The following is a 13,280-nucleotide window of genomic DNA, read 5'->3' as shown; positions in this document are numbered from 1 at the left end:
CCACCTTCGCGCTTATGCCTGTCGGATATACGCCGCATCATTCCGTGCAAGTATTGGACTTTGGCCTTTTTGGCTGCCTCATCCTGATGTGTCGCCTCGTATCCGCTTCCTGTTCGTCAGGCCAGCGCTTTGCCTCGGGCTTCCTTCGGACTCGCAGTCACCCGCGAAACCCTTGCCTCCGGCTAACACTTCCCCTTGCCGGGTGTGTAGAGGACTTTCACCTCCTAGTGAGTGCGCCCTGCCGGGCGCACCAAAAAAAAGCCCGCCATATAGGCGGGCAAAGGTCGCTTCTCACTTGGAATCTTCGATATTGCGTGCCGAATATCGAAGGGACTTGCGACTGGTAGCGCAATTGCAATAGGTTTCGATGCTCCGACCGAGCCAATCGCCTACCTGCTCTTCGATGACTGCGACTCATCTACGCAAGATGATGCGGGGCAATCGTCAAGGTTATGCCAACTTCAACGAGTCGAGCAGCATGTCGCCAAACGGAAGCGAACCGAGATTGCTCTGCCCCCCGTCGATACTGATGATTGAGATAAAGTCAAATGTGGTGTTTGGAGAGTTTGGTCTGATCAGGCGGCAAGCGGTTGCTGAGCCGGTGTGCTGTCAGTCACCGGTAGCCCGTCTTTGAAAGGAACTCCTTCGAGCAGGGAGGCGACTTTTTCGGGCGCACGAATGCGCCGCCACGATTTTTCCGCCGACTCAATCAGCTTGAATGCGAGGCCAAGGAAGGTCGGACGCGAAACGCAATTGCGCGTGCGAGTTGTTCGATGCCGAACGGTGGCAAAGGTCGACTCAATGGGATTGGTCGTTCGCAAGTGCTGCCAGTGTTCGGCAGGAAAGTCATAGAAGGCAAGCAACTCATCACTGTCTTTTACGAGTTTCTCCGTCGCCTTCGGATACTTGGCCGCATAAGCGTCAATAAAGCGGTTGAAGGCCGCGAGGGCTTCCTCGCGTGTGGCGGCTTGCCAGATCTCCTGCAGGCCAGCTTTGGCCCGACCATGCTGGGATTTAGGCAAGGCGCTGAGAATGTTTCCAGTCTTATGGAACCAGCAGCGCTGGTGCCGGGTCTTTGGAAACACTTCAGCCAATGCCGCCCACAGACCCATTGCCCCATCGCCGGCCGCGAGCAGCGGACCGCTTTGCAGGCCTCGTGCCTTCAGATCCAGCAAGAGCTCGCACCAAGCGTCCTTCGACTCGCGGAAACCATCGCCGATCGACACGCGTTCTTTCGTTCCATCAGGCTTGACGCCGATGATGACCAACAAGCACTGGCCGTCCGAATCGTCGCTGCGCAGCCCCGTGTGGATGCCATCGGCCCACCAATAGACCCACCGCGCGTTTGACAGATCACGCTGATTCCACAAAGTGTGCTCGTCGGCCCACTGAGCCTTTAGACGGCTGACCACATTGGGCGAAAGACCTTTGGCCTCTTCGCCCAACAGCACGCTCAGCGCCTCGCCCATGTCGCCGGTCGACACGCCACGTAGATACAGCCAGGGCAATGCCGCCGACACGCGGGGCGACTTCCGAATGTAGGGCGGCACGATGTTCGAATTGAACTTCACGCCCGAGCCCGAGCGATCGCGGACCTTCGGCACCTTCACGGTGACCGGGCCAATCGCGGTCACAACCTCGCGCTCAGGCAGGTAGCCATTGCGAATCACGGCCCGTCTTCCATCGAGAGTCTTCACGTTGTCGTAGCGTTCGAGCAATGTCGTCAACTCCGCCTCAATCGCTTGCTGGATGATCTGCCGGGCGCCTTGTTGAATCAAATCGTCAAGGCCGCTGGGCCGTGCTTCCGATTTACCCGCGCTCGTTTCTTCTGTAACCTTCTTCATTGGTGGTGGATTCCGGTTTGGCTGGTTGTTACTCTGGACAAGCAACATTCTCAGCTAAACCGCCACCGCCTTCAAATCCCTGCCTCACCCAAACACCATGCATGGACGCCCCCGGTTTGCCAAGCTCTCATCTGCGACGGTGTGAAGGTTAAGATTGCAGCCATGCATCCGGACTTCGCTGTCCGGCGCAAGCCGGCGGTCCCTGATGGAATTTGCTGGTCGGGGTCTCATCAGATTTGCGTGCTGTCGCGCACACCGGTGTTTTCAGACTTTCCCGACCACGGTCTAACCTGTTCTGCCATCACGTAATGATTGCCCAGGCAATCGGCTGAAGTCTCCTGCTGTTCGTTATTCGATGATTCGATGCGGGTATTGCTGAGGTTAAACTGCCATTTTTGCCGCCGCGTAATCGCTCTCGAACTCGCGACTGCGGGCCAGGAGTGCCCATACGATCCGTGCATTTTTGTTTGCGAGTGCCACGGCTGCGACATTCGGGTTTCGCCGCTGTAACAGGCGCTGCAACCAATAATCTTTCTGCTCCTTGCGACTGGCAGCCTGAATTACTGAACGCGCGCCGTGAATCAGCAACGTTCTCAAATAGGTGTCGCCTCTTTTACTGATACCGAGTAGCACGGTCTTGCCGCCGCTGGAGTTCTGCCGGGGCACCAGACCAAGCCATGCCGCGAGCTGACGCCCGTTTGAAAAACTCTTTGCGTCGCCGATCGAGGCAATCAATGCACTCGCGGTAATCGGCCCGATGCCGGGCACCTTCGCGAGCTTGCAACTGGCTTCGTTCTCGCGGTGCCACGTTTGAATCTGCACCTCCAGCTCCCGGACCTGACAGTCGAGCTCTTTAAGGTGTTCCATCAGGCGCTGAATCAGCAGCCGGAACGATCCCGTCAACTCGTTGGTCGCATCTTCGAGCAACTCGGGTACCCGTCGGGCAATGTGGGAGATCCCTTGCGGGACAACCAGTCCGAACTCACTAAGCAGACCGCGTATCTGGTTGGCTTGCGCAGTACGTGCCCGCACGAAGCCTTGCCGGACACGATGTAGCGACAGCACCGACTGCTGCTCAATGTTCTTGACCGGCACGAAGCGCATATTCGGCCGCGCGACGGCTTCGCAGATCGCCTCGGCGTCGGCCGCGTCGTTCTTGTTCGTCTTCACGTAAGGCTTGACGAATTGCGGTGGGATCAGTCGCACGGCATGCCCCATGGTCTCGAGTTTGCGAGCCCAGTAGTGCGCGCTCCCACAGGCCTCCATCCCGATCAAACAGGGCGACAGGTTTGCGAAGAACGTCGTAACCTGATCGCGTTTCAGCATCTTCTTCAGTACGGCTCTGCCATGCTCATTCACGCCATGCACGGCAAAAACAGTCTTCGCCAGATCGATGCCAATTGTCGTAATCTTCATGGTGGGCGCTCCCCTCGTTCAGGTGGTTGCTTTAACACTTCCACTTTGGCACATCGATGCCGTTTCGGGTGGGGGCGTCCATTCCATTAGATCCGACCATAACTCCTGATGATTGCGCCGTTGATGTAGCTCGCCGCGCCGCTACATAGAAAGAGAGCAAGATCGGCAATCTCGTCACGCTCCGCCGCGCGGCGCATCGGAATACCAGCTAGCAAACGCTCCCAGCTCGAATCACCATCAGGAGCGAGGCGTTTCATTCCTTCCGTATCAGCTACCGGTCCCGGCGCAATCGCATTGCAGCGAATCCCCCGCGACGCCCATTCTATTGACAATGTGCGCACAAGCATATCGATGCCCGCCTTCGCCGCGCACACATGAGCTTGCGCCGCCATCGGCAGTATGGATTGCACCGCCGAGATGGCGAGCAGATTCGCGCGCCCTTCGCGTAACACGTCGAGCGCTGCGCGGAACGTATTGAAAGTGCCGACCAGATCAATATCAATCACGGTTCGAAAACCGTTTGCCGACATCTTCGCAGCTTCGGCGACGAAGTTACCCGCCGCACCAGCGATGCAAATATCGACTGGGCCAAACTTAGTACGCGCCGTTTCGAAGGCTTCAGTTAGTGCGTCGGCGCTGCGGACATCCGCAGAAGCCGATGGCCTCTCCACCCAAAGCCTGAATGTCTGCCGCGGCCGCCGCGCTGCGGTCTCCGTTACGACCAACGATCGAAATGCGGGCGCCTTGCATCGCAAAACGTTCGGCAATGCGCTTGTTTATGCCACTACCAGCGCCCGTGATGATGGCATGCTGCCCCGCAAGCAGGTTGTCTTTAAAAACGGCATTCACAAGCAATTCTCCTAGAAGTGAGCTGTGGCTGAGCTAGACTCCACAGCCCTTGCAATAGTCACGGCCCGACGGGGGCGAAAATACAGACTTCTTTTGTCATCTTTGACACACCGACTAACGCCGGTCTGCTGCGATAGGCCGCTCTCAACCGTAAAGAAAGACGCCCTGCCCAACTTTTCGACCGAGCCGACCGGCCGCCACCAATTCTCGCAACAGTGGACACGCGCGGTATTTCGAATCGGCAAAATCCTCCTCGAATACATCCAGAACTGACAAACACACGTCGAGTCCAATCAAGTCAGCAAGCGCCAGCGGGCCAATTGGATGATTCGCACCGAGCCGCATTCCCGCATCAATCTCGTCTGCCGTTGCAACCCCTTCGGCAAGCGCGAAGAAAGCCTCGTTAATCATCGGAACGAGAATCCGGTTCACTACAAAGCCCGGCGAATTCTTCACGCTGATCGGCGATTTACCCAGTCGCACCGTTAGCGCACACACTGACTCGATAGTGGCGACGCTGGTTTTCAATCCGCTAATGACTTCAACCAAAGGCAACAGCGGCACGGGGTTGAAGAAATGCATGCCGACAAAGCGCAAGGGGTCCGCGAGCGCCGAACCTAACTCTGTAATGGAAATTGACGACGTGTTCGACGCAATAATTGCATTCTGACTCACCACCGTTTCGATTGTCTGTAGGATACGACTCTTCAATGCAAGGTCTTCCGCGACCGCTTCGATAACAAGATCGACATTCTTGAGCCGCTTATAGTCGGTCGAAATGTCAATGCGCGACAGGGCGACGTCACGACCATGAATATCAAGCTGACCCTTCGCTACAAGCCTCTCGAGGTTTCCAGTCAACGTCGCCACGCCTTTGGTGAGCGCCGCCTCGGTCACATCTATCAGCACCACTTCGAGCCCGGCAGTGGCAACGATCTGCGCAATGCCGTTGCCCATCGTGCCCGCGCCGACAATCCCAATGGAGTTAATCGTCATGGCTTTTCCTTCGACGAAATGGACTGCAGCTATTGGAGATTCTCAAAAACCGCGGCGATACCTTGGCCGCCCCCAATGCACATCGTAACCAGCGCGAACCGTCCGCCGATGCGCTGCAATTCGTACAGCGCCTTGACGGTAATCAGTGCTCCGGTCGCACCAATGGGATGACCCAACGAAATACCTGAGCCATTCGGATTGACCTTACGCGGGTCAAAGCCCAGTTCTTGTGACACGGCGCATGCCTGCGCTGCGAAGGCCTCGTTGGCTTCGATCACATCGAGATCTTCGATTTTTAGGCCCGCTCGCTTCAGCGCGAGATGTGTTGCTGGCACTGGACCAATACCCATGTAAAGGGGATCGACACCGGCGTGCGCATACGACACTAGCTTGGCGAGCGGTTTCACGCCCTGCTCTGTCGCCGCTTCGATTGACATCAACAGCACCGCTGCAGCAGCGTCGTTGATACCCGACGAGTTGCCTGCCGTGACCGTGCCATTTTCCTTTTGAAAAACGGGCCGTAAGGATGAGAGTTCCTTCGGATCCAGTTGCAGACGTACGTGCTCGTCTGTGTCGAACACAATCGCCTGGCCTTTCACTTTCCGCGTAATCGGGATGATCTGGTCTTTGAAACGCCCTTCCGCAACGGCATGAGCAGCCCGTCGATGGGATTCCACTGCGAGCGCGTCTTGTTGCTCTCGTGTAATGCCAAATTTCGTAGCAACGTTCTCGGCGGTAACGCCCATCGGAAACGTGTGGAATGGATCGTTAAGCGCCCCGAGCATCATGTCGACCAGGCGCGTATCACCCATTCGAGCACCAAACCGCGCATCAGACCAGATGTAAGGTGCTCGACTCATGTTTTCGGCGCCACCACCGATAGCGACCTCCGCATCGCCAAGCAGAATAGTCTGCGCGGCAGAGATAATCGCCTGGAGGCCTGACCCACAGAGACGATTGACAGTGAGGGCTGGCGTAGCTTCGGAGACGCCACCATCGAGGGCTGCGACGCGAGCCAGATACATATCCTTGGGCTCCGTGGCAATTACGTTGCCGAACACGACGTGGTCGACCTGATCCCCACCGACATTTGCGCGTGCCAATGCTTCCCGTACAACAAGCGCGCCCAGTTCAGTCGGTGGCAAATCTTTCAGGCTGCCACCAAACTTCCCGATAGCGGTGCGCACACCGCTGACAACGACGACGTCCCTTTTCATATCAATCTCCAATTTCGCGATGCAAACGCGGAGGCTTTCGCGTTGTCCGCGCGTCGATTCACATATTTGGATAATTTGGGCCGCCGCCACCTTCAGGCGTTACCCACACGATGTTCTGCGTCGGGTCCTTGATGTCGCAGGTTTTACAGTGCACGCAGTTCTGAGCGTTGATCTGCAGACGGTATTCGTGTTGTTCTGTCTTGATGAACTCGTAGACGCCTGCTGGGCAAAAGCGCGCTTCAGGGCCGGCGTAGGTTTGCAGATTCAGCGCGATGGGAACGTCTGCGTCCTTGAGCGTTAGATGCGCCGGCTGATTTTCTTCGTGGTTCGTGTTCGAGATGAACACCGACGAGAGCCTGTCGAACGTGAGCTTGCCGTCAGGTTTCGGATACTCGATCGGCGTGCACTGCGATGCCGGTTTGAGCGTCTGATGATCCCAGTGCTGGTGATGCAGCGTCCACGGCACGTTGCCGCCCAGCAACTTCTGCTCAATGCCGACCATCAGCGTGCCGAGGTACAGGCCCTTGCTCATCCATTGCTTGAAGTTGCGCGCGCGGTAGAGCTCGGTGTGCAGCCACGAAGCCTTGAACGACTCCGGATAGGCGGCCAGTTCGTCGTTATGGCGGCCGGCTTGTACGGCGTCGAACGCGGCGTCGGCGGCGAGCATGCCCGTCTTGATTGCAGCGTGCGAACCCTTGATCCGCGATGCGTTCAGGAAGCCCGCGTCATCGCCCACCAGCGCGCCGCCGGGGAATACCAGCTTCGGCAGCGACATCAGGCCGCCTGCCGTGATCGCCCGCGCGCCATACGACACACGCTTGCCGCCTTCGAGGAATTTTCGGATTTCCGGGTGCGTCTTGTAGCGCTGGAATTCTTCGAACGGCGACAGGTACGGATTCGAGTAGCCCAGACCGACCACAAAGCCCACCATCACCTGATTGTTGTCGATGTGATACAGGAACGAGCCGCCGTACGTTTGCGAGTCCAAAGGCCAGCCTGCGGTGTGAATCACCAGTCCCGGCTTGTGCTTCGACGGCTCGATTTCCCACAGTTCCTTGATGCCAATGCCGTAGACCTGCGGATCGGCGCCGTCGCTCAGCTTGAACTTGTTGGAAAGCTGACGGCCCAGATGGCCGCGTGCGCCTTCGCAGAACAACGTGTATTTGGCATGCAGTTCCATGCCGAGCTGGAAGTTCTCAGTCGGCTCGCCGTCCTTGCCGATACCGAGATTGCCCGTCGCGACGCCCTTGACCGAGCCGTCGTCGTTGTAGAGCACCTCAGCCGCCGCAAAGCCCGGGAAAATCTCGACGCCAAGCGCTTCGGCCTGCTGACCCAGCCAACGCGTGACATTCGCCAGACTGATCACGTAGTTGCCGTGATTCTTGAAGTTGTCGGGCAGCGCCCAGTTCGGCACCGACTTTGCGCCCGTCTCGTTGAGGAACAGAAAGCGGTCTTCCGTCACCTCGACGTCCAGCGGCGCGCCTTTTTCCCTCCAGTCGGGGATCAGTTCGTTGATGGCGCGCGGGTCCATCACGGCGCCCGAGAGGATATGCGCGCCAATTTCCGAGCCTTTTTCGAGCACGCAGACGCCGATTTCCACGCCTTTTTCTGCGGCACGCTGCTTCAGGCGAATGGCCGCCGACAAGCCCGCCGGACCGCCACCGGCAATTACGACGTCGTATTCCATCGACTCGCGCGGACCGTATTGCTGAATGAGGTTTGCAGAAGTCATAACCTTGCCCGCGCCAGTCAGAACTGATCTTCTGACAATGCGAGCATGCCTTCGCCCCTTTTTGCGCTCGAAATCGATACTTCCAGCGCACTCGCCAGCGGGAGCACGTGCTCCGCAAAGAATCGCGCGGTCGCAACCTTGGCGCCGTAGAACGAGGGATCCTCATCCCGCTTCTTCTGCGCGACGAGCAGCGCACGTGCCATCTGCCAGCCCCCCAGCACAACGCCTGCAAGCTTTAGATATGGCACGCTGCCCGCAAATACCGCATTCGGATCGCCCTTTGCATTCGTAACGACGAAATCGACCGCTGCAGCGAGCGAACGATACCCTTGCGCGAGTTGCTTCCTCATTGACTCGAATTCCGCTCCTTGTTGTTCGTCGAGCAGTCGAATCGTTTCGACCAATCCGGCGAGGAGCGTCTTCGCCACTTTGCCGCCATCGCGCATGGTCTTACGGCCGATAAGGTCGTTGGCCTGGATCGCTGTCGTGCCTTCGTAGATTGGAAGAATGCGCGCGTCGCGGTAAAACTGCGCGGCACCAGTTTCCTCGATGAAACCCATGCCGCCATGCACCTGCACACCTAGGCTTGCCACGTCCACTGACAGTTCAGTGCTCCAGCCCTTCACGACGGGCACGAGGAATTCGTAAATTCCCAGATGCCCGGCGCGTGTGGCATCGTCCGGATGACAATGTGCGATGTCGCAATGCCCAGCTGCAACATAGGCTAATGCGCGGGATGCTTCGGTCATTCCCCGCATCGTCAACAGCATCCGCCGCACGTCCGGATGCTGGATAATCGGAACCGCCTGCTTCACCGAACCATCCACTGGACGGCTTTGCACCCGTTCCTTTGCGTAGGCGGCAGCCTTCTGATACGCCCGATCGGACACCCCTACTCCTTGCACGCCCACCGCGAAGCGAGCCGCGTTCATCATGATGAACATGTACTCGAGGCCTCGATTCTCCTCGCCAATCAGATGACCAACCGCGCCACCATGGTCACCGAACTGAAGCACTGCAGTCGGGCTCGCCTTAATACCAAGCTTGTGTTCGATCGAGACACAATGCACATCGTTGCGCTCGCCGAGCGAACCGTCTTCATTGACGAGATATTTCGGCACCACGAACAGCGAAATGCCCTTCACACCCTCAGGAGCATCCGGCGTTCGTGCGAGCACCAGGTGGACAATATTGTCCGCCATGTCGTGCTCGCCCCACGTGATGAAAATCTTCGTTCCGAACAGTCGGTACGAGCCGTCGCCCTGAGGCTCGGCGCGTGTACGCACTAGCGCCAAGTCCGAACCAGCCTGTGGCTCGGTCAAGTTCATCGTGCCCGTCCATTCGCCCGAGATCAGCTTCGGCACATAGGTCCGTTTCTGAGCTTCACTGCCCGCGGTCAACAGTGCCTCGATTGCCCCATCGGTCAGAAGCGGACATAGCGCGAACGACAGGTTCGACGCGTTCAGCATCTCGATACAAGCTGTGGCGATCAACTTTGGAAGGCCCTGGCCTTCGTACTCGACAGGGTGTTGCACCCCTTGCCAGCCGCCAGCCGAAAACTGGCGGAATGCGTCAGCGAAACCAGGCGTCGCGGTAACCTGCCCATCCTTCCATCTGCTCGGATTGCGGTCGCCTTCGACGTTAAGCGGCGCCAGCACTTCGCCGCATAGCTTCGCGGATTCTTCGAGTACGGCCTGAGCGGTATCGGCGTTCGCGTCCTCGTAACCAGGCAAAGCCGCGATGTCATCCAGTCCAGCTAGTTCTTTCATCACGAACAGCATGTCCTTGATAGGCGCCGTGTAGCTCATCGCGAGTCTCCTTCCCTATAGTTAGCAAGAGTATCGATTGCCCCGCGAACGTCATCGTCACGCAACGCGATCCACATACGCATCGTAAAAGCTGTGATGAACGAACGGGTGTCCAAACCTGCCGTTTCACTGACATAATCTGCCGTTCTTTTTCCGCAACGTTCGACCGGAAGCGACCGCTGTCCGGCGGAATCCTGCATGTGCACCTACAAGGGTGTCGAATTCCAGACGGCTGTATCTTTGAATTGCGTTGACCTTCGCTGAGAATGGAGTGGACAGAGAGCTTCTGTTGGCCGGCTCTTCGCTGGACGTTGCTATTGACGAACTGACCCTTCGGTCTAGCTCCTTCCTTCAGGCCATCCTGCGATACGCCTGAGGTGTGCTACCCGTCCAATGACGGAATGCCCGGTAGAAGGCCGTCGGATCATCGAAGCCGATGTCATAGGCGATAATGTGTATCGCGTCAGTCGAGCGCGTGAGACGCTGAATCGCGATGTCACGGCGCACTTCATCCTTGATCATCTGAAACGAAGTGCCCTCGGCCGACAACCGTCGACACAATGTTCGGACGGAAAAGTGCAAGTCCCGCGCAGCGAGTTCAATGGTCGGGGCAGCAGGAAGACTTCCCGCGATGTAATGCCGAACCCGATGGCACACCATCTGTTCCGCAAACGATACGAAAATCCAATCCTCCGGCGCGCGCGACAGAAAGCTACCAAGGTCGGACTTCCGCTGGCGAATTGACATATCCAGATAGGCCGCATCAAACGCCATGAAGGTCGACGCGCAGCCAAATCGAACAGGTCCGGGAAAAAGGTATAGGTAATCACTCGCACGCGGTGGCGAAGAGAAATCAAACTCCACCTCGGTAAGAGGGATTTTCTGGCCGACTAACCATGACGCCACGCCGTGGGCGAGCTTCAGCATCAATTCACGTCCGAGCTCGGTTAAGGGGGGGCCGTTCGGCGTCGCCTTCAGTTCAACCCGACACAAAGTGCCTTCGCGCCGAAACCTGAATGTAAATTCGTCCAGCAGGAGATGCATAAACTGGCTCAACCGATGCAGCGCCACCTCCAGGCGGGGTGCGTCAAGAAGACTCAGACACAGATATTTGAGCGTGCCATTGCGAAGCGGCCGACTGAAAATGCCAGGCATTTCGTCGTCTAGCTCATGCGCGAGCCTCCGATATAGTGTTGAGAACTGCTCCTGCGTCACCCTGGCTGCCGGTTTGCGCAGCAACTCATGCGGGATACTCGATAGCTCGGCAAGACGTGCGACGGCCGCCGGATCGGCACCGGCAAGCAGCCCGTTGACAAGCGAGATCGGGACTGTGGCAGAAAACGAATTCAATGTATCAGCATCGGTAAATCGTTGGGCTTTCGTATCGACATCGCGCGAACGTTATTGCCAGTCGCACCTACGGGTGTCAATGTTTTTTTCGGCTTCGTCAATTCCTCACATCGGGGACAATCACATCGCCAAGCAGTCATCCGGTTCTCGGACCGTGCACTTGTCCGATGCGGTCGTATGTGCACGGCTCCTGGGCGATACCACCACTGCCATCGTCTACGATTACAGTTCCGACGCGTGGGCGCGCCACAATCAGCGCGCCCCCAGCAAGCATATGTTATGCATGTCGCAATGGTGAATGACCTGTTGGTCATATCTAGTTAGCCGACTCGACGAAGTGCTTACCGTACATCTGCCTCAAAGCGACCTTCTGCAATTTGCCTGTTGCGGTGAGCGGCAATGACGGTACGAAAACAACGTCATCGGGAATGCACCATTTAGCAACCTTGTCGCTATAGAAGCTGAGCAGTTGCCTGGCATCAAGGGATGCGCCTTCCCGCCTTACGACGACCAGCAAGGGGCGTTCATCCCATTTCGGATGCGCACAGCCGATGCACGCAGCACTTTCGACGTCCGGGTGTGATAGCGCGATATTTTCCAGTTCGATCGAAGAAATCCACTCACCACCCGACTTGATAACATCCTTACTTCTATCGGTGATATGCATGTAACCGTCGGGGTCAATGGTCGCAATATCCCCCGTGGGAAACCACCCGCCTCGCAAGGTCGAAGAATCGCTGCCGAAATAGCGGTCTGCAACCCAGTGACCGCGCGCCATCAGCTCTCCTGCTGAGGTGCCATCCCACGGGAGTTCCGTGTCATCAGGTCCGACGATTTTCAGTTCGACGCCCGGAAGCGCTCGGCCCTGTTTCGCACTCACTTGCGCCCATTCATCCGCTCCCGCACGCGCCAGCGCATGTGATCTCGAGCAGACGGTTCCGAGTGGAGACATCTCCGTCATTCCCCACGCATGGACAGCGTGTACACCCACGTCGCTCAGCGAAGCGGCGAGTTGCGGGGGACATGCGGCGCCACCGACGATAGCCCGCTTGAAAGTTTGAGTTGTTTTGCCCTTTCGACGCATATAGTCAACAAAGCCGAGCCATACCGTCGGCACCGCCGCCGACAAGGTCACTCCCTCTTGTTCAAAAAGCGAGTGCAGAGACTCCCCGTCGAGTTTTGCTCCGGGAAATACGAGCTTTGCGCCGACCAACGGCGCGGAGAAAGGTAGCCCCCAGGCATTGACGTGGAACATGGGGACGACAGGAGCAACGGTCTCTACAGCGGATAGTCCCAAAGAATCGGGGAGTGCCGAACTGAAAGCCATCAGAGTGAGCGATCGATGCGAATACAAGACTCCTTTCGGGTCACCCGTGGTCCCAGACGTGTAACAAAGCACCGCAGCCAACCTCTCATCGAACCGTGGCCATTCGAAAACCTCGTCGAAGCCGTGAATCAGTTCCTCATAACTTTCGACACGGATACTGAAGCTCGACGGGACTGACGCTTTTTCACTAAGCATGACCCAACGTTCGACAAGAGGACATTGCGCCGCAATTTGCTCAACCAAGGCGGCGAAAGACGCGTCAAAGAAGACCATCCGGTCCCGCGCATGGTTGATGATGTAGGCGATCTGGTCGGGAAACAAACGCGGATTGATCGTGTGACATACGCCGCCTATACCACTCACCCCGTAGTAAGTCTCCATGTGCCGATAACCGTTCCATGCGAGGGTGCCGATGCGGTCGCCTACTTTGATTCCGTAGGCTTGCAGGGCCTGCGAGAGCTGACCAGAGCGGGCGTTGCAATCACGGTAGGTGTAGCGGTGGATGTCTCCTTCAGCCCCGCGCGATACGATCTCGACACCGGAGTATTGGCGCGCGGCTCGCTCGAGCAAAGATGACAGGAGCATTGGCTGGTACATCATCTGACCGAACAGTTGCATAATTTCCTCTGACTGGAACCACAATTCTGTCGTTAGTCGTTGCGTCTGCGCGCGCTTTCCGACTCATTTAGTCTCCGGTCGAGCCGGATTTTCGTAGATGAAAAGTACCCATCGACGTCGAGA

Annotated in this window: 8 protein-coding genes and 1 pseudogene; all 9 read right to left on the bottom strand. The window is 57.5% G+C overall.

What is annotated here, in order from left to right; all coding sequences use genetic code 11:
• Positions 1-575 precede the first annotated feature (575 nt).
• The 9 genes and pseudogenes from ACEN42_RS15385 to ACEN42_RS15345 all read right to left on the bottom strand — a co-directional run bounded on the left by ACEN42_RS15385 (position 576) and on the right by ACEN42_RS15345 (position 13,157).
• Complete coding sequence (locus ACEN42_RS15385) at positions 576-1,844, bottom strand: IS256 family transposase (protein ID WP_371881697.1); 1,269 nt, start codon at positions 1,842-1,844, stop codon at positions 576-578.
• 381 nt (positions 1,845-2,225) lie between these two features.
• On the bottom strand, positions 2,226-3,260 hold the full coding sequence (locus ACEN42_RS15380; RefSeq protein WP_371881713.1) for an IS110 family transposase: 1,035 nt from the start codon (positions 3,258-3,260) through the stop codon (positions 2,226-2,228).
• A gap of 86 nt (positions 3,261-3,346) precedes the next feature.
• Positions 3,347-4,109: pseudogene (locus ACEN42_RS15375) on the bottom strand (SDR family oxidoreductase).
• A 144-nt stretch (positions 4,110-4,253) separates the two neighbouring features.
• Complete coding sequence (locus ACEN42_RS15370; RefSeq protein WP_371881712.1) at positions 4,254-5,105, bottom strand: 3-hydroxybutyryl-CoA dehydrogenase; 852 nt, start codon at positions 5,103-5,105, stop codon at positions 4,254-4,256.
• Positions 5,106-5,134: 29 nt separating this feature from the next.
• Positions 5,135-6,322, bottom strand: a complete 1,188-nt coding sequence (bktB, locus tag ACEN42_RS15365; RefSeq protein ID WP_371881711.1) for a beta-ketothiolase BktB — start codon at positions 6,320-6,322, stop codon at positions 5,135-5,137.
• A 58-nt stretch (positions 6,323-6,380) separates the two neighbouring features.
• Positions 6,381-8,054: an electron transfer flavoprotein-ubiquinone oxidoreductase gene (locus ACEN42_RS15360; RefSeq protein ID WP_371881710.1), complete on the bottom strand. Its 1,674-nt coding sequence runs from the start codon at positions 8,052-8,054 to the stop codon at positions 6,381-6,383.
• A gap of 17 nt (positions 8,055-8,071) precedes the next feature.
• Complete coding sequence (locus ACEN42_RS15355; RefSeq protein ID WP_371881709.1) at positions 8,072-9,862, bottom strand: acyl-CoA dehydrogenase; 1,791 nt, start codon at positions 9,860-9,862, stop codon at positions 8,072-8,074.
• 351 nt (positions 9,863-10,213) lie between these two features.
• Positions 10,214-11,212 (bottom strand): AraC family transcriptional regulator, encoded by a 999-nt coding sequence (locus ACEN42_RS15350; protein WP_371881708.1) that lies wholly within the window; start codon positions 11,210-11,212, stop codon positions 10,214-10,216.
• A gap of 316 nt (positions 11,213-11,528) precedes the next feature.
• Positions 11,529-13,157 (bottom strand): 3-(methylthio)propionyl-CoA ligase, encoded by a 1,629-nt coding sequence (locus tag ACEN42_RS15345; protein ID WP_371881707.1) that lies wholly within the window; start codon positions 13,155-13,157, stop codon positions 11,529-11,531.
• Positions 13,158-13,280 lie beyond the last annotated feature (123 nt).

It is taken from the genome of Caballeronia sp. S22 (assembly GCF_964261745.1).
In the GTDB taxonomy this organism is placed as follows: Bacteria; Pseudomonadota; Gammaproteobacteria; order Burkholderiales; family Burkholderiaceae; genus Caballeronia; species Caballeronia jiangsuensis.
The sequence above is the reverse complement of the archived record's forward strand: the minus strand, read 5'-3'. Positions and strand labels throughout refer to the sequence as shown.

Excerpts from the sequence above, each read along its gene's own strand:
- ACEN42_RS15385 (WP_371881697.1), bottom strand. The coding sequence starts at position 1,844 with ATGAAGAAGGTTACAGAAGAAACGAGCGCGGGTAAATCGGAAGCACGG.
- ACEN42_RS15380 (WP_371881713.1), bottom strand. The coding sequence starts at position 3,260 with ATGAAGATTACGACAATTGGCATCGATCTGGCGAAGACTGTTTTTGCC.
- ACEN42_RS15370 (WP_371881712.1), bottom strand. The coding sequence starts at position 5,105 with ATGACGATTAACTCCATTGGGATTGTCGGCGCGGGCACGATGGGCAAC.
- bktB (WP_371881711.1), bottom strand. The coding sequence starts at position 6,322 with ATGAAAAGGGACGTCGTCGTTGTCAGCGGTGTGCGCACCGCTATCGGG.
- ACEN42_RS15360 (WP_371881710.1), bottom strand. The coding sequence starts at position 8,054 with ATGACTTCTGCAAACCTCATTCAGCAATACGGTCCGCGCGAGTCGATG.
- ACEN42_RS15355 (WP_371881709.1), bottom strand. The coding sequence starts at position 9,862 with ATGAGCTACACGGCGCCTATCAAGGACATGCTGTTCGTGATGAAAGAA.
- ACEN42_RS15345 (WP_371881707.1), bottom strand. The coding sequence starts at position 13,157 with ATGCAACTGTTCGGTCAGATGATGTACCAGCCAATGCTCCTGTCATCT.